The organism is Winogradskyella sp., assembly GCF_028282165.1.
In the GTDB taxonomy this organism is placed as follows: Bacteria; Bacteroidota; Bacteroidia; order Flavobacteriales; family Flavobacteriaceae; genus Winogradskyella.
In genome coordinates, this window is the sequence record NZ_JANQIM010000005.1 from 1 (window position 1) to 23,560 (window position 23,560).

Consider the following 23,560-nt stretch of genomic DNA (forward strand, 5'->3'; position numbering starts at 1 on the left):
TCTGTACACTCTATGGTGATATCGGCAGGTACGCTAATCGTTGGGTCTGTTGTATCTACTACAGTGATCGTTTGATCGGCAGAAACAGAATTACCGCACTCGTCGGTCACGGTCCAAGTTCTTACAATAGTCTTTGTATTGCCACATGCCGTGGTCTCCACATCGGATTCTGTCACGGTCACGGTACCACAGGTATCTGCACCGGTGGCCACGCCCGTATTAGCAGAGGATTCATCCTCGGTACACTCGATGGTAATATCGGCAGGTACGCTAATCGTTGGGTCTGTTGTATCCGCAACTGTTATAGTTTGTGTTGCCGTCGCCACATTTCCACAATTATCAGTTACTGTAAAAGTTCTTAATACAGTGATTGGACAATTGTTAACCGAAGTCACAGAATCAATATAATTGATGCTTTGAATATTAAAGTCATCAGATGCGTTATAATTTGGATTAGAAGCAAATACTGATTGAATATCGCTAGAACCAGAATCATTAAAATCGAACACAGAATTTGCACTTGTAATATCAGTAGTAGAACACCCTTCCAAATCTATAATATTTGGAATGGATATTTGTGGTCCTTCTGTATCATTAATTCCTATAGTTGCAGCAGTTGTAGTTGTACAATTATTAGCATCAGTAACTAAAATAGTGTAAGTTCCGTTTGTAAGGTTTTCAAATAAACCAGAAGCCTGATTGGTTGAACCATTATCAATAGAGAACTGATAAGGAGAAGTACCATTTGTAGCATTCACAGTAAAACTTCCAGTCGTATCTCCAGAACAAACAACATTAACGATATTGCTTACTGAAGCTGTTAATGCATCACTTGGTTCATTGATAGTTGCTTGATTTGTAGTACTACATCCATTTGCATCGGTTATCGTAACGGAATAAGTACCAGCAGTTAAATTTGAAATATCTTGGGTAGTTTCACTATTATCCCATGCATATGAATAAGGGGCCGTCCCACCACTAACCGAAAGGTCAATCTCACCAGTATTATCACCATTACATAAGACATCTGTAGTAGATACTATTGTTGATGATAAGATTTCTGTTGGTTCATTAATAGTAAAATCATCTGAAATTGTACAACCGTTAGCATCAGTTACAGTAACAGTATATGTGCCAGCGGGAACATTTGACAAATCTTCAGAAGTTGCTGAATTACTCCACAAGAACGTATATGGAGTTGCTCCACCTGATACTGTGATATCTATAGCACCAGTGCTTTCAGAATTACATAATACATCTGTAGTTCCGCCAGATAGTTCTAAATTGCTAAGGATAAAAGGTGTTGAATTTTCCGTTAGACATCTCGTAAATCTGTTTCTTACGGTTAACATATATGAACCTTCGGTTAATCCAGAAAAATCGACTGAAGTTTGATAAGGACCATTGTTTAAGGAATACTCAAACTCACTACCTAGGGGACTTGTCACAGTTAAAGTGAAATCATCATTTACAGATCCGCAGCTTATCGTTGCCTCAGGATTTGGTGGTAAATCCACAAAATTTAGTGTTACCGTTGCTCGATCACAAACGGAAGTATTGGGCGCAGGGAGACATACTTCATACTCAAAAACAACATTGCCTGTAAAATCATTATTTGGAACATAGTCATATGATCCATCTGAATTCAAAATAAACGATAAACCGGCAGGAGTTGGACCAGAAACTAAAGTATAGGTTGATCCGTCAGGAACATTATTAGTTAAGTCAAGATCACCATTAAACTTTTCATTTATACAGCTGGTTTCAAACTTGTCTATTGCATATTTTTGAAGTAAAAAGAACTTTCCATCACCATGGTCACGCGTAGAAGCATTAAACTCAATTCTAGATATTCGAGATCCAGTAGGTACTATATCACTCAGGTAAAATAATGCGATACCTATAGTACCGTTGTTTTCTACAACTCTATTTGTACGCCAATAATCCGTGCCAGGATTAGGGGGACCAAATTGCGGACCACTCAAAGCACCAGCGTTTGGTCTTACAAAAGTTTGTCCAAGAAGTTGTTCTGGACCACCTCCAGCAGGTGAGCCATACATTGCAATGTGGTAACAGTTATTCACATTACGCTCGGTCACAGCAAGTACACCACCTTCATTAGATGGGATCGATGGTGAATAAAATATACTTTGTTTTTGTGCATCTGTAGTTTCAACAGCATTAAAGTCTAAACAGATATTTCGACCGTTGCGGTTTGAGGTAAAATAATGGTTTAGGTTTTTCGACTGAAAAGCAGCTAAAGCTGAAGTATTCCAACTTGGATTTGCACTGCTATTTTCAACTGTTGCCCCATTTTGCAAAATTCTATTGACACCATTTCCATCAGGTCCTAGCCTTGTCATTTCATAGCTTGTAGGTACCACGAAAGTATTATAGACTGTTCCATCGATTGTAACTGATCGAATTGTGGCTGGGTCATTATTACTTGCTTGGGTATCTTCCCATTGAAAAGTGACACCTGTCTGTATAGATGGTGACTGCTGTGCCAATATTATACTAGGTAATGCGACCAACAGTACTACTAATATAGTTTTGGCCATGCTTACATCTGAAATACAATGGTATTTGTTTCTCATACTGTACATAATAACTTATAATGTCCATGATGCACTAAATCTCGTATGAGGCAATACACTTAATAGATGGTACTACCGATCATTTAAAATTCAAGCAACATTTTTGTTTCGTTAATTGCAAAAAAATAGAGGGAAGTATTACTAACGTAAATGAAATCTTGAATGGATTAATATATTTTTGATTTGGGGTCATTTACATTAATTTTACGAAACAAAAAAAGTTATAACCAAAGTTTTAAACAAACATTAGAGTTAAAGCGGCAAAATAATCGTTAAAACGGAGATATGCAACATTTTATCGAAAAAAAATGCATTTAATCGAATTAAAATGAAATCAATCGTACTTGTAAGACATGGAAAATCCTCTTGGGAATTTGATGTTTCAGATGTCCAAAGGCCTTTAAAACAAAGAGGGATAAAAGATGCCCAATTAGTTGCAAATAAGTTTATTAAGTCTAATAAAATACCAGAAAAGATTTTTTCTAGTCCTGCTAATAGAGCATTGTCAACATGTAAAATTTTTGTCAGTATCTTCAATTTGTCAGAGAATTCTATTTCAATTGAAGATGATTTATATGATTTTGGCGGTGAAAATGTACTGCGTTTTGTTAAAAAATTACCAAACGAATATACCAGTATAATGATTTTTGGACACAACCATGCCTTTACATCTATTGCTAATATTTTTGGTGATAAGTTTATTGAAAATCTTCCAACCAGCGGGTTAATTAAGCTTAAATTTGACATCGATAATTGGCAAGATTTAAAACAAGGAACTACGGAACTAATAATTATTCCTAAGGAATTAAAGCAATGACCAAAGATAAAAATAGTTACATCAATCGTGAGTTGAGTTGGTTGCAATTTAATGCTCGCGTACTTCAAGAAGCTGAAGATCATAGTGTCCCTTTAATAGAGCGGCTAAGGTTTTTAGGTATTTTTTCTAATAATTTGGATGAATTCTTTAAAGTAAGATATGCTACAATTAAAAGAATTGATGAGGCAGGTAAAGGTGGAAAAAGTGAGTTAGGAGGTATAAAAGCGAGTGACCTTTTAGCAGATATTACAAAAATTGTCATAGAACAGCAAAGTGAGAGCCTTGAGATTCTAGATTCTATAAATAAAGAATTAGAACGGGAAAAGATTCATATTATTAATGAAACCAACATTGACCCTGACCAACACGATTTTATAAAGAACTATTTCTATCAGGAGATTAGTCCAGCTTTGGTTGTTATTGTTTTAAATGAGGATGTTGACATTCCTGAGCTAAAGGATAGTGCAGCTTATCTTAGTGTAAAGATGTCTAGTGAAACTGGTCCAACCCAATATGCGCTAATAGAAATATCAAAGGCAATGGATCGTTTCATTGTTTTGCCGAGTAAGGGCGATTCTAATTACATAATTATGGTCGATGATTTAATTAGGCATTGTTTAGATGATATTTTTAACATCTTTAGTTATGATGAAATCACGGCGCATATGATTAAGATTACCAGAGATGGTGAGCTTGATTTTGATAGTGATTTGAGCAAGAGTTTTGTAGATAAGCTATCACGAAGTGTTAAAGGGCGAAAAAGTGGTGATCCAGTACGTTTTGTTTATGATAAAAGTATAGACCAAGAAACCTTGAGTTTTCTTCTTCAACGTATGGCTATTGACTCTAAGGATAGTATTATACCTGGAGGTCGTTATCATAATCGAAGGGACTATATGGACTTTCCGAGCTTAGGAAGAACTGATTTATTGTACAAAAAGATTAAACCATTACCGGTAAAGGGATTAAGTTTCAAGGAAAGTATATTTAAGACCATAGCTAAGAAAGATTATTTAGTCTATACTCCATATCATAGGTTTTCATACATCGTTGAGTTTTTGCGCGAGGCGGCATTAGATCCTGATGTAAAAACTATTAAGATTACCATATACAGGCTTGCTAAAATTTCTCACGTTGCCAGTTCACTAATTAATGCGGCCAAAAATGGTAAAGAAGTAACCGTTTCTATTGAGCTCAGAGCTCGTTTTGACGAAGAGGCAAATATCAATTATGCTGAACAGATGCAAGATGCAGGTGTAAACATGCTTTTTGGCGTTACTGGCTTAAAGGTACACTGTAAAATGTGCGTTATTGAACGGGAAGAAGGACATAAGCTTGTAAGATATGGTTTTATTAGTACAGGTAACTTTAATGAATCTACCGCCAAAATTTATACCGATTTCACATTATTAACTTCAAACTCAAAAATACTTAAGGATGTAAACAAAGTTTTCAATTTTTTTGAAGTCAATTATGTTGTTCATAGATATAAGCATATTATTACATCTCCTCATTATACCCAAACAAAGTTGTTTGCACTCATAGATAATGAAATCGAAAATGTAAAAAGAGGTAAACCAGCTTATATTAAATTGAAAATGAATAGTATAAGCAGCTATAAAATGGTCGACAAACTATACGAAGCTAGTAGAGCAGGTGTAAAAATACAGATGATTGTTAGAGGTTTATGTTGTTTGGTGCCAGGTGTTGAGGGAATGAGCGAGAATATTGAGGTGATTAGTATTATTGATAAATTCTTAGAGCATACGCGATTATATATTTTTGCTAATGATGATAAGCCTAAAATATTTATATCTTCTGCAGACTGGATGACTAGGAATATAGATAATAGGGTAGAAGTGAGCTGTCCAATTTATGATGAAGATATTAAAAAGGAATTGCTAGACCTTTATGATATCTGTTGGAGTGATAATGTAAAAGCACGTTATATTAATGAAAAACAAGACAATACCTATCGCAGAAATGATCAACCTAAAGTTAGGGCACAATTCGAAACATATAATTACTATTTAAATAAGTTAAAAGGATAAAATGCTGAAGATACAGAAATACGCAGCTATAGATATTGGATCTAACGCTGTAAGATTGCTAATATCAAATATCATTGAAGAGGACGATAAACCCGCAGTTTTTAAGAAGAATTCATTAGTGCGCGTACCAATTAGGTTAGGTGCAGATGTTTTTATTAATGGTGAAATATCAGAATACAACCAACAGCGTATGGTAGATACTATGATGGCATTTAGTTTGTTAATGAAATCCCATGGGGTTGTGCGCTATAAAGCTTGTGCCACATCTGCAATGCGAGAAGCCAATAACAGTATTCCGCTCACAAAGACAATTGTTGATACGAGCGGTATCAATATAGACATTATTGACGGCGAGGAAGAGGCAGCTATTATTGCAGAAACAGATTTGAACACATTTATTGATCCTAATAGAACATATCTCTATGTTGATGTTGGAGGTGGAAGTACAGAGTTTTCAATAATCCATAATGGCAATAAAGTAAATTCTAAATCCTTTAGGATAGGTACAGTAAGGTTGTTGAATGATATAGTTAAAAACGAAACCTGGAAAGAGTTAGAAACTTGGATAAAGAAAAACACAAAAGACTACTATAAGATTGAACTCATAGGGTCTGGAGGTAACATTAATAAGATTTTTAAAATATCCGGAAAGGATTTAGGAAAGCCACTAACTTACTTTTATTTAAGTAACTATTACAAAACACTTCAAAGTTATACTTACGAGGAACGAATTACTCAATTAGATCTTAATCAGGATAGGGCAGATGTTATCATTCCTGCAACACGTATATATTTATCTGCTATGAAATGGAGTGGAGCCAAAGATATTTATGTCCCCAAGATTGGTCTGTCGGATGGTATTATTAAAAGCATTTATTACGAAACCGTATCTAGTGTAACCGTATGATTATGACATAGAATATTACAGTTGAACTAATTTATTGTTACAAAAATCTATACATTTACCCTGAAATTAGATTTTAAACTATATTCACTGTCTCAAATTGATGATTATGAAAAAACTTTTACTTACTGCTCTATTTGCATGTTTTGCAACAATAGGTATCTCTCAGGAGATAAGATATGGTGTTAGAGGTGCACTCAATATCTCTAACTTGGATTTTGACCCTGATGCTAATTTTGAGAATAAGCATCGCAATGGTTTCGCTTTTGCTGGGTTTGTCGATTTTGGATTTACCGAAGAATTGTCCCTACACACTGAATTACAATGGTCTGCTGAGGGAGGAAAAGACGAAGATATTAGGGCAGATTACATACAAATGCCAATTATGCTCAAGTTATCGGTGTCTGATCGATTGTCCTTTGGAGCTGGGCCACAAATCTCGTTAAAGACTTGGCAGAACAATGACGGCTTCTCAACCTTTGCCTTTTCTGGTGTTCTTGGAGCAGAATACATGATAACAGACGAATTGTTTATCGATGCACGATATTCAATTGGCTTAACGAACATTCTCGATGAGGATTTAACAGATTCTGAAGCTAGAAACCATGTCATACAATTTGGATTTGGTATAAAGATTTAGCTCGATAAAGCTATATAATTTAGTAAAAAGGCTTCAAAATATTGAAGCCTTTTTTTATCCGTGAATAGTTTCCTTTTTTCCTAAATTTTTCATGATGTTTGCTTCATAATCGAGGAGTTGTTGCCATTTTTCATCTACTTCATTACGGTCTCCATATTTTCTGGCAAAATTTAAAAACATGGTATAATGGCTCGCTTCGCTAATCATGAGTTTTCTATAGAATTTCGCTAGTTTTTTATCTTCGAGTTCTTCAGACAATAATCTAAAGCGTTCACAACTACGAGCCTCTATCAATGCTGCATACAAAAGCCGATGTACAAGTTGCGTAGTTCTACTTCCTCCTTTTGGGAAAAACTTTAAAAGCGCTATCACATAATCATCTTTGCGGTCTCTGCCGAGTATCCAACCGCGTTCTAAAATGAGATCGTGAACCATTTTAAAATGGCTCATCTCTTCATTTACCAAATCGATCATTTCTTCAACGAGTTCGGTATATTCAGGGAAACTAACGATTAGTGAAATGGCTGTACTCGCTGCCTTTTGTTCGCAGTAGGCATGATCGGTTAAGATATCCTCAATATTTTTCTCTACGATATTTACCCATCTTGGGTCGGTAGGTAGTTTAAGCCCTAGCATTTTAATTAATATATTTTCGTTCTATATTCATTATTCCTTTTTCGTTAATGGACATTATATGAAAAGAAATCCTATCAGTATTGGGAATGGCATAGATAATGTCTATTTCGATATTTTCAGAATTTGGTAGATTCTTATTCAACTCAATGGATTTAAGAACACTAAGTTGATCAAAACCCCTTAACTCAGATAGCGTAGTGGTATTATACTCCAAAAGCTTGTTCATACGTTTTTTATTAAATTGTTCATCGAAAATACGATTGCCATTTTTTTCGATGATGATGTTGAATTTAAAATTTCGGTAATAAGTGTGATAGTTAATCGTATCCTTGATTTTAGTAAAAAGAACACTCTCTTCCATATCAGAATATGTCTTTATACTTACTCTATAACCGTTATGGAGCAAGGTGTCGACTTCTCGCTCTACGTAGGATTCTGGTTGGTAAACTGGAATTTCAGCAGTCACCTCTTTTTTGAATTCCTCGATGTCTTCTAAAAGTGCCTGACTTTTAGTTTTTCGACCATCGCAACTTGTTATAGCAACAACCAACAGAAGTAAGATGAAAAAAATATTTCTCATATGCATTTAATACCTATTCAAAGATATTCTTTAAATGCAAAATATAGGAGTATTTAATTTATTTTAACTTTAAAATGAAGAGTTAAAAGCTTCTTTTGTTTATGGTTTCATTTTCGAAATCTCTTGGTAACTCTTCTGGCTGTTGAAATTTTTTGGTGTCCGTAAGGGCTTTCATAAAGGCAATGATGTCTTCAATTTCCTTATCAGTAAGGTTAAGCGGATCGCTAGCTAGTGTTTGATGCTCTAAATCCATACCACCACCGGCACCACCACCTTTGTTGTAAAAGTCCATAACCTCCTCTAATGTATCAAAAACACCATTATGCATGTAAGGGCCTGTTAGCTCTATATTTCTAATTGTAGGAGTTTTAAAGGCCGCTTCATAGAATGTTGCTTTATCTTGTGTAACTCCATTACCAACTCTTCCAAGGTCATCATCTAAGACCCAAGGCTCTTCTTTGTTTTCGGGTACACCTAAGACTTCGGCCTCGCTGTCCATAAACAAGGGAGGTAAATTTCCTGAAAACAATGGTACAAAATGGCAAGTTGCACAAGCAGCCTTGCCAGCAAATAAATTAAAGCCTCTTTCTATAGATTCAGGTAATTCCGTTATTTCATTTTGGAAAAATTTGTCAATAGGACTGTCAAACATGTTTAGCTTCATCACATAGGCAGCTAATGCATAATCTATGTCGTTAGACCTTATTTCTCGTGTTTTAATTTCTGGAAAGGCTTTTGTGAATAATGCTTTATAGGTGCTACTATAATTTATTTTTTTGATGATTTCTTTGTAAGAGGTATTAAACTCATCATCACTAACAACAACGTGCTCAAATTGATTTTCGAGATTTTTTGCTCTTAAATCATGGAAGAAGCTCATGGCGTATACAGAATAGTTTAATGTCATGGCATTTCGCTTTAAAGGATTGCCCGTATTTGAAATGCTCAGCGTTTTACCATCAGTAAATCCTTTGTTTGGGTCATGGCATGTAGCACATGACATCTCGTTGTTTTGAGATAGCATTGGGTCGTAAAACAGAAGTTTTCCCAATTCGGCCTTAGCATTGTAGGTACTATCATTTTGTAGACTTACATAAAAAAATGAATTAAGAAAATCAGAATCGAATAAGTTCTCAGCCTTGTAGTTTACAGCTTGTATAAAGCGTGATACCTCATCAATGGTTTCATAACCTAGAGCCAAATGAATATCTTTTATGGTTTTATAGGCTGGATTAATAAACTCCTTTATGAAGATTAGTCTATTGAAACTATCGAAGTCTTCATTTTTGGTGAATTTCAAACCTTTTTTAAATAATGAATTTGATGTTTTTAACAAATCCATTCGTTTAACATTTTTCAATTCAGGCTTATATAGATTTAGATATTCATTTAAAATATCGAGGACCACAGCAGTGTCTTCTATGCCTTGTAGTGTACCAGGTGTATCAAAACCAGTTGTCCCTAAAGTCGCTAAGCGGATAATTCCCATTCGAGCTGCCTCAAAAAACTGCCGATCTGTAATTCTCCTAGCTTTTAAGAATGCATGCATTTTCTCAACATTAGATTCTAAGATTTTTACCTCCTTTAAGAGTTCTTGTTTGGTCTCAGAAGTGGATAAACTTTCACCACCTATTATTTCATCAACTACCTGAAAACCATGCGGTTGTAGTACAGTAATGTCTGCTACTTTTTTCTCTAATTTTGGCAAAGGTGCACCATTTATGATTTTATCATAAGCTTCTTTATCTATATACTCAATAAAAAATTCTACCTTTTTAAATTGGTCGCGCAATAATCGGTATTCGCTCAACAAAGTTTCGTCTGATTTTTCCTGATTTATAAAATCTTCAACAGTTGTTCTAAAATCTATTGTAGATTTTACCAAATCATTTAAGTCTTCTTTAAACTTGGTATTTATGTGACCGATAGCTTTGGGACTATAATTATTAAGGCTTTTGAAGCTTGAATTTGACCACTGAATGAATAAAAGATATATGAAGCCAAATAATAAACCTGTAGATATTATGTGGGTATTGATCTTCATGATAAATAAGATGGAATAAAAGATAAAAGCCAGACGCAATTTGCATCTGGCTTTTAAAAATTTTGAATATTATTTTATGATGACTTTTCTTGTATGGCCATCTTTTGTTTTCAATAGATAAGTACCAGTCTGTAATCCAGTAATATCAATTGAACTTACATTACGATATACACCGATACGCTTACCAGTAATGTCATACAATGCTAAATCGGTTGTTTCACTTAAGTAAATGATACGCTCAGTTGGATTTGGATAAACACTAAATCTATCTCCTGTGTTATCAAAGTCTCTATTTGATAAAGTTGCAAGTGCACTTGGGTCATCGAACCCTGTAATTGCAAACGTTAAAGAATTATTGTAAGGGAATGGATTTGTATCCGCAGGATGTTGAGAATTTACCAATACAGACTTTCCATCTATCGTAGCACATGCACCAGTAATTTCTGCACCTCTAGGCGTTTGCGTTAAACGAACTAAGTCATCGATTGTTGGAGAAGCAACTTCCATATCTAATAGGTACATTTCGCACATACGATCTGAAATTCCATCTGGAGTTCTACCGTAAGATGTACCATTTAAATCCTCATTAATAAGCATGTAAGTCTTATCTACTCCGCCTACGTTTACATATAACATATTTAAACCATCAGGATTTGAAAGGTGCTTGGTTGGGTAACTAGCTAAATCTGGACTATTAGCAAAGTAAGGTCCACCTTCAACAAAAATAGTAACGTCACCAGTTGCAGGATCATATTCTAGGATACGTCCATAGTAATCCCAATAGTTATCATCATCTGGGCCAGTAGCTCCTTGATCCGTTGCACGTTGAATATGGTGTGGTGCGTAAACACCACCAGCCATAGCATCATCTGACCAACGGGATGCAGGATTGTCTCTACCGGTTTCTGTCATATAAATTTTACCAGTATTTTTATCGATAGTTACCCACTCTAAACGGTTGAACATAGTTGCTCCGGCAGCTATTGCCGTACCAGTATAGTTTAACATTGTAGAAAAGTCGGTATTATCAATTTCTACCCATGGGTCACCACCTGCATTGTCGTGCTTGTAGACATAGGTAGTTCCGATTGTAAAATCACCTGGTGTATCAGCAACGAACTTAGTAAAAAGACCTGGTGTAGAATCTGCACCCATGTATACGGTTTGGTTGTCGTTAGCGATAGTACCACCCTCAAAAGGCTGACGTCCCCAATTGTACTGCTTACGGATAGCTTTAGCACCTCTTGGGTCGATTTCTACCATCCAGTTAAAGTTTTGATACTTAGGGATCGTTTGGAAATTTGCCATTTCAAATTCTGTATATTTAATGGTATAATCACTAAGATCTCTTACACCATTTCCACCTTGGAAAATAGCATCGTTATCAGCTCTGAACCATTCTTCGGCTGTCCAGATACGACCATCAACGTTAGAGTTGATTCCACCACAGTTCATACCAGTTTCCCCAACGTTAGCGAAATCTACGTTAAAGAAATCTCCTTGACGACCATCAGTCAAAGTTTGAGGGATAACATAAAGAGAATCATCGCCTGGATCTCTACCTAATAAAAAGACAGTCATTCCACCACCATCACCGATTTTATCATCGGCCAAGATCATTTCATGGTTCACAGACACCCAACCAATGGCATTGGCATCATCAACACAATCTTCTGCTGTTAATGGTGTAAATCCAATAAAATCGTGCCATTGTTTAGCAGGCACTTCTTCATTGATACCAGTTTGAACCATATCGGCAGCTCCTACAAAAAGAACTTGGTACTGGAATGGTGATGGAGGTACTACTACAGAAGTAGCAGTCCAGTCAGTGTCGACTGACATTGGGAATTCGCTCTGTGCAACAGATACCAATCCAATTGCACACGCTAGAAAAGCAAGTAATCTACGTTTCATTGTTAATTTTTTTAAAGATTAAAGGTTTTTTGGTTAAATAATTTGAGATAAAATTACTTGTGCATTGTAAAGGCAGATTAAATGCTATTTAAAATAATTGCTAACTAAACATTAAGTATGTTTTTTAATCATTACCAAATAAGGGAGGAATTGCATTGTTAATTTACATTTTGATAATGTATGCTTTGTAGGATAATTTTTAGCTCTATTTAGAAAGTAGTGATTTTATAAGGGAGTTTCTGAAGCGAAGTTGTGATGCCAAAAAAAAATCGTGCTAAAGTTGTTGATTGAAAAATAATTATTTAGAAGTATTATAAACAGCATATTAATACTTTTTGTTGTTTAAAATGATAAAAGGAATACCGTCTTTTATCCATTGTTCAACATAGCCAAGTTTTGGCACTACTTCAAATGCCAATGAGCCAAGAATTAAATCTTTATCACCATCTTTATCATAATCAGAGGAGTGCATTACTACCCAACGGCCTTTATTAACTTCAGGAAAGGTAAAGTTCTCAAAGGTAGAATTGCCATTGTTTTGATAGTATACAAAACTTTCTTCAGGCGTATTTACCCAATCAGGAAAAAAAGAAATGGCAGCAATATCTTTGTCACCATCTCCATCAAAGTCTTCTACAATAGCATTATAGGCGCCATTGTGGTGAATAAAGAGTTCTTGCTTAAAATTATTTTTTCCATCGTTTACAAATATGTATACACCATGCCATGGTTTCATTACGGGTTTATAATCTGCATTGTCACCCGCGGTATAAAGGATATCTAAATGCCCATCATCATTAAAGTCAATTAAATTCATAAAACTTCCTCCCATTGATGGGGAAAATTTTAGAACACGTTTGCGTTCAAAGTTAGCCTTACCATCATTATAATAGATGTCAATGCCTTCAGCACCTTGCGCAAAAAGAGCAACGATATCTAAATGACCATCATTGTTCATGTCTTTCATATACGATTTAATAGCACCAGGTGTTGCAAGTAAAACTTTCTTTGTGTAATTACCTTGGTTATTTATAAAAACAGAAAGTGCTCCAGTCCATTTCCCAAACTCAGAAACAACAATATCCATAGTGCCATCTCCATTTAAGTCGCCATAATCACTATGTACGGGACGCTGTAATCTTTTTATTGGAACAGATGATTTAACACCAGGCGATTTTGACAGTGTGGCTATAAGGCCTCGAGGTTCATCGGTAGGCGAGAAGCTGCCCATAACAGTAAGCCAAAAGGCATCCTTACCATCATATATACTTACTGCTCCTTCTTGTACATTTCCTGTTGTGAGTAATTTGAGTTGACTAGAAAAAATTGAGAAACTTCTTGTTGCAGCATCTCCTAAATAGATTTGCCCCGACCCAGAGAATTGCGCCATTGTAGAACTTGGCATTTGTACTTTTTGATCGGGAATAATCGTAGTGAATTGTGATAGCTGTTTGGTAATCTCTTTTTTAGGCGGTAATTCGAGTTTTTTAGGTGCATTATTGAGATAGTATTGTTGAATCTTATCCCACGATAAACTGTCGAGCGTTCTTGTACTTGGAAATAAACCACTTGCCTTTACAATTTCTCCACCTTCATTTTTTTCAAAAAGTGCGTCGTACTCTTCATTTGTTTTATAGATACCAAACATATGGCCCATTCTTGGTAACATATAGTTTTTCCATGTGTCTACATCTAATAACTCAGGTTCTGGATACTCATGGCAAACTCCACAATATATCTTAGATAATTTCTTACCTTCTGACATATTGATGTCATTTGTTACAATCTCAGATTCATTATTGGGATCTTGATTTGAATAGTTAGAATCATTTTTACAAGAAATAATGGTGCAACATATAATTGCTAATAGAAAGGAGTAGTTTTTTTTCATATGTTAATATCAAAAAAACAGATAATGTTAACAATTTATGATTGTTATGATTTTGTTACGGTAATGAAAAAAAACTATTATAATATCTAGAGGTCTAAGCCAAATGTTTTTTTGAGTAATTCAATGTTTGGGTTTTTCTCCTTCAGTTTTTCGTATTTCTCTTGAGGTGTGAATGCGTATTTTTTTGCGATTTCTTCATTAACAGTAATTTCAAGATGCAAGTCGAAATTTTTTAAAGTTTTACGCAAATACGATAGAAGCGGGTATTGGGCACGTTCTAGCTCTATTTTATTTGTATTGTTAGAGTAACTGAGGTGAATGGTAGTATCTCTTAATTTTGGTTCGGCCATATGAAGAATTGAAGCTAGGATTTTCTCACCTTTTTTATCCATTGTCGCTGCATAGGCATTCCATGCATCGGTTAATGCTTCTTGAGTAACTGGCTCTTTTGGCAGATTCTCTTCATCAATGACTACGTCTAACTGGCGTATCTGATGTTCTTTCTTTTCTTTAATGCTTTTTAATGACAGTCCCGAAGTAGATTTTTTTGCTTTATCAATGGAAATCTTAGGAATCACTACAGGTTCAGCTACTACTGTGACTGACTCTTTTTTGGAAATTTTTTCATTAACTATGGCTTGGGCAGAGGTATTATCATATGTCGTTTCCTTTATTTTTTTAACAGGAACAGGTGTGATGCCTTTCTCCTTAAAATAAGATGGTGGAATTATGAAATGCTTACTGTTTTTTTTTTCTCCATCATAAGTGATAGAGGCCAATTGCATAAGTGTTAGCTCAACTAATAAGCGTTGATTTTTACTTGTTTTATATTTTAAGTCGCAATCGTTAGCAAGTTGGATGCCTTTCATCAGAAAAGTATTGGATGTCTTTAGACATTGCTCTACGTATTTTTGTTTGGTTTCTTCACCAACTTCGAGTAAGTCGATCGTAGCTTGATTTTTGCAAACCATGAGATCCCTAAAATGCGATGCCAAACCTGCTATATAGTGATGGCCGTCAAAACCTTTTGACAAAATTGAATTGAATTGTACCAATAAATCAGGGATGTTGTTCTCGAGTATTAAATCTGTACTTTCAAAATAAGTTTCATAATCCAATACATTCAAATTCTCTGTTACGGCCTGTCTGGTAAGATTTTTGCCCGAAAAACTGACCACTCTATCAAAAATAGACAATGCATCACGCATGGCACCATCGGCTTTTTGGGCAATGATATGCAAGGCATCGTCTTCTGCGGTAATACCTTGTTCTTTAGCAATGTATTTTAGATACTCCTTGGCATCCTTAACTGTTATACGTTTAAAATCAAAAATCTGACAGCGCGATAAGATGGTTGGAATAATCTTATGTTTCTCAGTAGTAGCTAATATAAAGATGCAATGCTTTGGTGGTTCTTCTAAAGTTTTTAAGAAAGCATTAAAAGCTGCCTGGGATAACATATGCACTTCATCGATAATATACACTTTATATTTGCCGACTTGTGGCGGAATTCTAACCTGATCGGTTAAGTTCCTAATGTCATCAACTGAGTTATTAGAAGCGGCATCTAACTCAAAAATATTAAAGGCAAAATCTTCATCTTCACTGGTGTTACCATCGCTATTGATCATTTTTGCAAGAATACGTGCACAGGTTGTTTTACCGACACCTCTTGGTCCTGTAAATAGTAAAGCTTGTGCCAAATGATTGTTTTCAATGGCATTCAACAAAGTATTAGTAATGGCTTTCTGCCCTACAACATCCTTAAAGGTTTGTGGTCTGTATTTGCGTGCTGATACTACGAAGTGCTCCATCTAAATTTGCTGAATTACAAATTTAAGAATAACCTTAAAATAGCCATTTAACAAGCTTAAAACTTAATAGGAGTTATTAACAATTTGTGTACTTTTGCCATTAGTAGATCGCCTTATCGCGATGACGATAAATGTCATCGAGGAAAGTCCGAACACCATAGTGCAATATAGTGGCTAACGGCCACCAGTCGAGAGGCTAGGAAAAGTGCAACAGAAAGTATGTACAGGTAATGCTGTAGTGAAATCGGGTAAACTCTATGTGGTGCAATGTCATGTAAACCAACGTTGAGGGCTGCACGTCCGATTGTTGGAGGGTAGGCAGCTAAAGTTTGCTGGTAACAGTAAACGCAGATAAATGATAAGGTAGTTTTGAACTTGTTATACAAGTTCGGGATGAACAGAATTCGGCTTATAGATTTGCTTACATAAAAAAACCTTCTGACTCACAGAAGGTTTTTTGTTGTTTCAAAAACATACCAACTCTAATTTTCTGCTTCTTCAGTTTCTGAATCAGTTTCGGCTTGCATTGCATTCATAGCTGCGTACATTTCGGTACCATCAAAATAAATGTGCTCAGCTATTATTTTCCCATCAACAAACTGAACAGCTAGGTGTACCGGAATTGATAGTTCAGTTCCATTGACAAGAGTTCCATAATGTTGTCCCCAATAATAGACCCAAGTTTCGTCCATTTTATCTAGTACCATTTCTATATGGTCTTTGTCTTTATTAAAACCATAAGAGGAAAATGCTTCAGTCATTGACGATAAGTCCTTTAGCCTTGCATCTAAGGTTATAGGTTCTTTAGAATTCACATAAATTTTTGCTGTATCAGCAAAGTGATTTTTCCATTTATCCCAATCGCCACTTTCATAAGCGATAATTCCTGCTTCTAATGTTTTAGTCTCTTCAGATTCAGCAAAATAACGTTGCTTACGTTCCTCACAAGAGGTAATAAGTAATACAAGTATTATTAATGGTAATAAATTCTTCATATTGATTTTTTTGGTTGAAATTTTAGAACCTATTTACCTTCTGTAGCTGGCCAATAGCTTAGATCTGGTCTAATATTGGCTTCAACCTGGTCGTACTTGGAGGTTAGCTTAATAACTTCCCAAAATACGGCATCTTTTTCATCACCGAGTAGTTTATCATTCTCTTCTCCTTCTTGCGCAATCTCCATGTCGGACGTTCCAGCTATTGCTACCATATAATAACTTCCTTCACTGCCAAAACCGCTGTGGTACACCTCGTAACCATTTTTTATGCCTTTGGTCTTGAACATTTCTTTTACCTTAGCCATAGCTTCCTTCATGGCCTTACCGTTCTTTGGTGGGTAATATAGAAAGTGGTACTCTCTTTGGTTTTTCCCTGTTGTACTATAGCCTTCTGGCATATAAGACAATTCTGATTTAAAATGAATTATTTCACTGCTATAAGAATCATAACATTTATCAAACTCATTAAACATCTGGTCCATTTTATCTTCGCCGACCTTTTTTTCCATTTCTTCCATGTGATTTTTGTCTAATTCAGCCATGTTCTTAATGGGTATGGCATAAACATAACGTCCATCTTCAACGCTTATCGTGGTCCAGTTTAGATCCTTGATATCATTTTCTTCACATAGGGTTTTAAATTTAAGCGAAAGTTCTTCGTATTTGGGCATCATTTCAAACTTTACGTTGTCAGTATGTACTAAAAACATAGTAGGTTGTTCTTCTTGTGAGTTGGAGATGTTAATTGCAAATACGGCAATAAACAGGGCGAGTGCCCCTCTTTTGAGAATTTTCATAATTAATTGGTTTTTGTGGTTAATAGCTTAAATAACCATTTCAAAAAATAGACAAAAACATGTGTAGAAATTGTGCAGGGAATCTCTGCAAGGCTTAATAAAGGTAATGAAAATATTCTTTTGGGAATTAACCTACAGTGCTGTTAATCAATTTCTTACAAAGAAACTAAAGGCGCTTCCTCCATATTTTCTTACATATGAAAATTGCTCTAAACCACTTAAATCTGTATGTTTAGAATGTTCTATAATTAGGCATCCGTCTTCATCTAGAAGATCATTTTGAAATACTAGTTGGGGAATTTTTGCAAACAGTTCAATTCCAAAATCATAAGGCGGGTCTGCAAAGATGATAGTGTGTTTTTGTTTGGTATGTTCCAAGAATTTAAAAACATCACTCTTTATGGTTTGTATTGGCATTCCAAAGGTCTCTGCAGTTTCATTTATAAATCTGATACAACCATAATTATCATCCACGGCCATAATTTGTTCGGTACCTCTAGAAGCAAATTCATAGCTAATGTTTCCAGTTCCTGAGAATAAATCCAAAACTGCAACTTCATCAAAGTAGTACTGATTGTTTAGAATGTTAAATAAGGCTTCTTTTGCCATATCCGTCGTAGGACGAACAGGCAATTTTTTTGGCGCAATTATTTTTCTGCCTTTGAATATGCCAGAGATAATGCGCATTAAAAAGAGTTTAGAATCAAATAATGATAATGAATGTCCTCACTATTGGTTATTTCGGGGTACTTGTAGCCAAAAGTATTGTCCAAAATTTTTATATGCCTTACGTAAGTGTAAAGTTGGTGATAAAGCTCATCATTTTCTTTAATACGACCACAAAGGTTTATTAAAGTAGTTTCGACATCTAGAGACAATTGCTCAAAAACAAATAGTATGTAATAAATGAAATCCTCTTTGCTTTGGTATTCAAAAACATTAAACAATTGTAGTTGACCTCTTTCTAAAACTAAGACTTCAATCGTAGATGGATTGACATGCACAAATACTTTAGGGGCTACTTCGCTATGGTCTTTTTCTTTTTCTAGTATAGTTTGTATTAAAATTGTTGAAGAGTGTTTGTATGTAAACTCACCAAAAGTTTCGAAAATATAGTTGTTTATATTTACATAAGGAATATAGACATTAATACTATTGTTTATTTCAAGTTCGTCTTGTGTAATAAAGTCGGTTTTTAAAATTTTGGCATTAAATTTTAAATAATTCGCCTTTTGATTTTCGTCATATAAGTCTTTTGGAACCAGTGTTGATAGTTCATTTTGGTGAATTACATTAACTGCATCGAAATTATCAAAAAACCTAGAGCTGGCACTCAATTCGGTCTTTAAGCGGTTAAGGACATCAAAAGGTGTGAGTTTACTTATAAACTCAATAGTATTGAGAAATTCGACCGTGTTCGAAGTTCTATTTAAAATACAAAAAGAAAGCCCATTCAAATTAACTTGAATGGACAGTTCTTTAATATTGTTGTTGTTCAAAATTTATTCCTTAGTTGAAAGATCTTTACCCCAATTTCCGCTAGTGTTTACCTCTTCCATAGAACCGATTTTCACGGTTGCTCCTTTAACACCCGCGATAGAAATAGCTTGTTTTTCTTTATCGATAAGATACTTTTCTTCACCATCTAATACAACTGCTTTATCCACACTGGCTTCAAACACAGGAATATCATCAAGCTTACCCGCCTGCAATTGAAATAATGCACCTTCTTTACCCACACCTACTTTAGCCAAATCTCTGTAACGTTTATCACCTTTAAATATTGAGTCTCTTACAGTATAGTAGCTAAGCGTGTCAATAAGGGTTTCGGTTTTAAATGTTTCAACGCCACCAAAGGCACGCGTTCTTTCAACATCCAAAACTAAAGTATCTCGTCTCTGAGTGATCGGAATACTATCATTTTCAATAAAACTGATAAGCTTATCAAAAGTACCAGCGTACTCTCCATTTACTTCTTTATAGGCCAATTGTGAATCTCTAATATCTACTAAACGATCAATAACAACTTTGTAACGTTCTACTTTTAGTTTGTTAAATTTAATCTCATCATACACTGAATTAAAGGTTATGTATCCAAGAAAAATGATTAACGCCCAAAGCAAAATATTGATTACAGGCTTTAATTTTCTAGGAACAAACTTATCAATTAACCATACAATGACAATGGTTAATAATATAATTGCTACAACTGCTATAATTACTCTCATCTTAGTGTTTATTAATTAGGTCTCTCGCAAATCTACAATTTTTTTTTGTTCGTTAAAACTATCTAAATAAAAAATAAAGTTGCAATAAAGAATAATGCTATATTGCTTCATATTTATTTTTTATGATTACCAATGCCTCCGCATTTTACTCACTTTTAAAGTCCAAGTTTCCATTTATGCCAACATCTAAGCAGGATATGGTGTTGTTGCAACTGTCTCAATTTATTTTTGATTCCTCTTCAAATCACATTTACTTGCTTAAAGGGTATGCTGGTACAGGCAAAACAAGTATTATTGGCACTATAGTTGCCAATCTTTGGCAGGCCAAAAAAAGCGCTATTTTATTGGCACCTACTGGTAGAGCGGCTAAAGTGATTTCTAATTATTCAAAAAAGGAAGCTTTTACGATTCATAAGAAAATTTACTTTCCTAAAAAGGATAAAGGAGGAGGGGTAAAGTTTGTGATGCAACCCAACAAACACCGAAATACCATATTTATTGTTGATGAAGCTTCCATGATTCCAGATTTACCTTCAGATTCAAAATTATTCGAAAATGGTTCGCTTTTAGATGACCTTATGCAATACGTCTATTCAGGGCATCAATGTAAGCTTTTATTAATTGGAGATAAGGCACAATTGCCTCCTGTAAAGTCAGATTTGAGTCCGGCTTTAGATGATGGTAAATTAAGTTTGAACTATAATAAAGAAGTATCTGGTATAGAATTGGATGAAGTCGTAAGACAAGAACAAGATTCTGGGATTTTGGACAATGCTACAGAATTAAGGGCCGTATTGGAAACAGGTTTTTTTGACAGTTTTAAATTCAGTGTTAATTCTTATAAAGACATTGTTAGGTTAATCGATGGGCATGAAATTATGGATGCTATAAACGATAGTTACAGCACTGAAGGATATGAAGAGACTGCTATTATAGTTCGTAGTAATAAACGCGCAAACCTTTACAATAAGCAAATAAGAGAACGTATTTTATTTAATGAAAGTGAATTGTCGGCAGGTGATAATCTAATGGTAGTAAAAAACAATTACTTTTGGATTAAACCTACCTCTGAAGCAGGCTTTATAGCTAATGGCGATATTATTGAGGTTTTGGAGATATTCAGTATTAAGGAGTTGTATGGGTTTAAATTTGCAGAAGTTAAAGTAAGAATGGTCGATTATCCTCGTATGAAACCTTTTGAAACTGTATTGCTTTTAGATACCATTAATGCTGAAAGCGCATCATTAAGTTACGAGGAGTCCAATAGGCTATATCAAGAAGTTGTTAAGGATTATGCTAACGAAAAATCGAACTATAAGCGATTTCTTGGCGTTAAGAACAACAAATATTTTAATGCCTTGCAGGTAAAGTTTTCTTATGCTATAACCTGCCACAAATCGCAAGGCGGGCAATGGAATACTATCTTTGTAGAACAGCCTTATTTGCCTAACGGCTTGGACAAGGATTATATACGTTGGTTATACACAGCTGTTACTAGGGCAAAAAAAAAATTATACCTTATCGGTTTTAAGAACGATATGTTTATAGAAAACCATACAAAATAATAAAGAATACTTTATTTTTGAATACAGATAAAGCAGATACATGAAGATAATATCCATGATCCCTGCACGTTACAGTGCATCTCGTTTCCCTGGTAAATTAATGCAGAATTTAGCAGGAAAATCCGTTATTCTCAGAACTTATGAAGCAACGGTTGCAACTGGGCTTTTTAGTGAGGTTTATGTCGTAACGGATAGCGACATCATTTTTAACGAAATCGTTGATAATGGCGGAAAGGCCATTATGAGTAAAAAGGAACATCATTCTGGTAGTGATAGAATAGCTGAAGCGGTAGCCGATGTAGATTGTGATATTGTGGTAAATGTACAGGGTGACGAACCATTTACAGAGCGCGAGAGCTTGTGCAAGGTATTAGAAGTGTTTAAAGATGATGTTGATGAAAAAATAGATTTAGCGTCATTAATGGTAGAAATAACTGATTGGGACGAAATCAATAATCCAAATACGGTTAAAGTGATTGTAGATCAGGATAATTTTGCATTGTATTTTTCCAGGAGTCCAATTCCTTTTCCGAGAGATAAAAATGTAGGGGCACGTTATTTTAAGCATAAGGGCATTTATGCGTTCAGAAAGCAAGCTTTATTAGATTTTACAGTACTTCCAATGCAGTATATCGAAGCTACTGAAAAGATAGAATGTATTCGCTATTTAGAATATGGAAAGAGAATTAAAATGGTTGAAACCGAGATACAAGGTGTAGAGATAGACACACCAGAAGATTTAGAAAAAGCAAAACAATTGTGGAAATAGATTATAGTAATATAAAAGTGATAGGTTTTGATGCTGATGATACACTTTGGGTAAACGAAACCTATTTTAGGGAGGCCGAGGAAGAAGTGGGACGATTATTATCGCATTATGAAACACCGAATAAAATAGACCAAGAACTGTTTTTAATGGAGATCAAAAATCTTCCAACGTATGGTTATGGCGTAAAAGGATTTGTCTTATCTATCATTGAGTTGGCTATAGAGCTTTCTAACGGTAAGGTTTCTAACCAAATCATCGGCAAAATATTGGATATAGGAAAAGATATGATCAATAAGCCTATAGAGCTATTGGATGGCGTCGAAAAAGTGCTTAAGGTTCTGTCTAAAGAGTATCGGCTGATCGTAGCTACAAAAGGAGATCTTTTGGATCAGGAACGAAAATTAGATAAGTCGGGCTTGTTACAGTATTTTCATCATATTGAAGTGTTGAGTGAAAAACAGGAAGCCAATTACAAAAAGCTTTTAAATCATTTAGATATTGATCCATCTGAATTTTTAATGATAGGAAATTCTTTAAAGTCAGATATTTTGCCTTTGATCAATATCGGTGCAAATGCTATACACATCCCTTTTCATACCACTTGGCAACACGAAAAAGTATCTGGAAAAGAAGCCAATGGTGAAGACTACAAAACGGTTGAGCGTTTAACAGATATTTTAGAATTGCTACAATGAAGGTTATTGATATAGATTCTTGGAATAGGAAAAGACTTTATAATCATTTTAGGCAATTAAAGGATCCCTATTTTGGAGTGGTTATTCCTTTTGATGTTACAAAAGCCTACCATTTTTCAAAAGATAAAAAGGTTAGTTTTTTTGTGAAATATCTGCATGATTGTATGAAAGCTATAAATAATGTCGATAATTTCCGTTATCGAATTATTGATGAGAAAGTCGTGGATTTTGAAGCTATACATGCGTCAGCAACAATAGCCAGAGAAGATAATACTTACGGCTTTTCATTTATAAATTACAGTGAAGATTTAAATATATTTATTGAAAACTTTAATAAAGAAAAAGAACGAATCCTAAATTCCGAAGACTTATATCCTCCGGTAAATGGTCAAGATTGTATTCATTGTTCTGCAATACCTTGGTTTGAGTTTACGGGGCATAAAGAACCTTCGTCGGGCAATCTTGAATCTGTTCCAGAGATTGCCTTTTCTAGGACTAAAAGTGATAATGGTAAGTTAATTATGAATGTGTCCGTTCATGTTAATCATGCATTGGTAGATGGCTATCATGTAGGTCTTTTTGCAGAAAGGTTTCAATTTTATTTAAATACTTAGTTAATA

Annotated in this window: 20 protein-coding genes and 1 other RNA gene; 9 read left to right on the forward strand and 12 right to left on the reverse strand. The window is 34.8% G+C overall.

All coding sequences use genetic code 11. From position 1 onward, the window contains the following. Positions 1-2,597 (reverse strand): Ig-like domain-containing protein (locus Q0972_RS01885; protein ID WP_299361883.1); only part of this gene is annotated, 2,597 nt, incomplete at its 3' end. A gap of 328 nt (positions 2,598-2,925) precedes the next feature. Between Q0972_RS01885 and Q0972_RS01890 the strand changes: the two genes are divergently transcribed. The 4 genes from Q0972_RS01890 to Q0972_RS01905 all read left to right on the forward strand — a co-directional run bounded on the left by Q0972_RS01890 (position 2,926) and on the right by Q0972_RS01905 (position 7,009). After that, complete coding sequence (locus tag Q0972_RS01890) at positions 2,926-3,414, forward strand: histidine phosphatase family protein (RefSeq protein WP_299361885.1); 489 nt, start codon at positions 2,926-2,928, stop codon at positions 3,412-3,414. Further along, entirely contained in the window at positions 3,411-5,465 is a 2,055-nt protein-coding gene (ppk1, locus tag Q0972_RS01895) for a polyphosphate kinase 1 (protein ID WP_299361888.1), read from the forward strand. The genes Q0972_RS01890 and ppk1 overlap by 4 nt, the downstream gene beginning before the upstream one ends. A gap of 1 nt (position 5,466) precedes the next feature. Then, complete coding sequence (locus tag Q0972_RS01900) at positions 5,467-6,372, forward strand: Ppx/GppA phosphatase family protein (RefSeq protein ID WP_299361890.1); 906 nt, start codon at positions 5,467-5,469, stop codon at positions 6,370-6,372. 106 nt (positions 6,373-6,478) lie between these two features. Beyond that, positions 6,479-7,009 carry a porin family protein gene (locus Q0972_RS01905; protein WP_299361892.1) on the forward strand — a complete coding sequence of 177 codons (531 nt, stop codon included), beginning with the start codon at positions 6,479-6,481 and terminating at the stop codon, positions 7,007-7,009. A 54-nt stretch (positions 7,010-7,063) separates the two neighbouring features. On the opposite strand, the gene Q0972_RS01910 is transcribed toward Q0972_RS01905, so the two are convergent. From Q0972_RS01910 to Q0972_RS01935, 6 genes are all read right to left on the reverse strand, one after another. Continuing rightward, on the reverse strand, positions 7,064-7,645 hold the full coding sequence (locus tag Q0972_RS01910) for a tRNA-(ms[2]io[6]A)-hydroxylase (protein WP_299361894.1): 582 nt from the start codon (positions 7,643-7,645) through the stop codon (positions 7,064-7,066). Position 7,646: 1 nt separating this feature from the next. Next, positions 7,647-8,225: a hypothetical protein gene (locus Q0972_RS01915; protein WP_299361897.1), complete on the reverse strand. Its 579-nt coding sequence runs from the start codon at positions 8,223-8,225 to the stop codon at positions 7,647-7,649. Between the two features lie 82 nt (positions 8,226-8,307). After that, the gene (locus Q0972_RS01920; protein ID WP_299361900.1) at positions 8,308-10,269 is read right to left on the reverse strand and encodes a cytochrome c peroxidase; all 1,962 of its coding nucleotides are present in this window, start codon (positions 10,267-10,269) and stop codon (positions 8,308-8,310) included. Between the two features lie 69 nt (positions 10,270-10,338). Beyond that, positions 10,339-12,183, reverse strand: a complete 1,845-nt coding sequence (locus tag Q0972_RS01925; protein WP_299361902.1) for an alkaline phosphatase PhoX — start codon at positions 12,181-12,183, stop codon at positions 10,339-10,341. A gap of 325 nt (positions 12,184-12,508) precedes the next feature. Beyond that, positions 12,509-14,074, reverse strand: a complete 1,566-nt coding sequence (locus Q0972_RS01930; protein ID WP_299361904.1) for a VCBS repeat-containing protein — start codon at positions 14,072-14,074, stop codon at positions 12,509-12,511. A gap of 86 nt (positions 14,075-14,160) precedes the next feature. Next, a complete protein-coding gene (locus tag Q0972_RS01935) occupies positions 14,161-15,888 on the reverse strand; it encodes a DNA polymerase III subunit gamma/tau (protein ID WP_299361906.1) in 1,728 nt (575 codons plus the stop codon). Positions 15,889-15,988: 100 nt separating this feature from the next. Here Q0972_RS01935 and rnpB point away from each other — a divergent pair. Further along, an RNA gene (gene rnpB / locus Q0972_RS01940) (RNase P RNA component class A) lies at positions 15,989-16,316 on the forward strand. Positions 16,317-16,370: 54 nt separating this feature from the next. Here rnpB and Q0972_RS01945 read toward each other — a convergent pair. From Q0972_RS01945 to Q0972_RS01965, 5 genes are all read right to left on the reverse strand, one after another. Then, positions 16,371-16,883 (reverse strand): nuclear transport factor 2 family protein, encoded by a 513-nt coding sequence (locus Q0972_RS01945; RefSeq protein ID WP_299361908.1) that lies wholly within the window; start codon positions 16,881-16,883, stop codon positions 16,371-16,373. Between the two features lie 29 nt (positions 16,884-16,912). Then, positions 16,913-17,683, reverse strand: a complete 771-nt coding sequence (locus tag Q0972_RS01950; protein ID WP_299361910.1) for a hypothetical protein — start codon at positions 17,681-17,683, stop codon at positions 16,913-16,915. Between the two features lie 147 nt (positions 17,684-17,830). Further along, positions 17,831-18,370, reverse strand: coding sequence for a 16S rRNA (guanine(966)-N(2))-methyltransferase RsmD (gene rsmD / locus Q0972_RS01955; protein ID WP_299361913.1), 540 nt, complete (start codon positions 18,368-18,370; stop codon positions 17,831-17,833). Next, entirely contained in the window at positions 18,370-19,182 is an 813-nt protein-coding gene (locus Q0972_RS01960) for a DUF3822 family protein (RefSeq protein ID WP_299361915.1), read from the reverse strand. Before Q0972_RS01960 ends, rsmD begins: the two co-directional genes overlap by 1 nt. Before the next feature lie 3 nt (positions 19,183-19,185). Beyond that, a complete protein-coding gene (locus Q0972_RS01965) occupies positions 19,186-19,911 on the reverse strand; it encodes a hypothetical protein (protein ID WP_299361917.1) in 726 nt (241 codons plus the stop codon). Positions 19,912-20,033: 122 nt separating this feature from the next. Between Q0972_RS01965 and Q0972_RS01970 the strand changes: the two genes are divergently transcribed. From Q0972_RS01970 to Q0972_RS01985, 4 genes are read left to right on the forward strand one after another with little or no spacing between them, the layout of a single operon-like run. Beyond that, complete coding sequence (locus Q0972_RS01970; protein WP_299361919.1) at positions 20,034-21,476, forward strand: AAA family ATPase; 1,443 nt, start codon at positions 20,034-20,036, stop codon at positions 21,474-21,476. Positions 21,477-21,516: 40 nt separating this feature from the next. Continuing rightward, on the forward strand, positions 21,517-22,245 hold the full coding sequence (kdsB, locus tag Q0972_RS01975; protein ID WP_299361921.1) for a 3-deoxy-manno-octulosonate cytidylyltransferase: 729 nt from the start codon (positions 21,517-21,519) through the stop codon (positions 22,243-22,245). After that, positions 22,236-22,940 carry an HAD family hydrolase gene (locus Q0972_RS01980; protein ID WP_299361923.1) on the forward strand — a complete coding sequence of 235 codons (705 nt, stop codon included), beginning with the start codon at positions 22,236-22,238 and terminating at the stop codon, positions 22,938-22,940. The genes kdsB and Q0972_RS01980 overlap by 10 nt, the downstream gene beginning before the upstream one ends. Then, a complete protein-coding gene (locus Q0972_RS01985) occupies positions 22,937-23,554 on the forward strand; it encodes a CatA-like O-acetyltransferase (RefSeq protein WP_299361925.1) in 618 nt (205 codons plus the stop codon). The genes Q0972_RS01980 and Q0972_RS01985 overlap by 4 nt, the downstream gene beginning before the upstream one ends. Positions 23,555-23,560 lie beyond the last annotated feature (6 nt).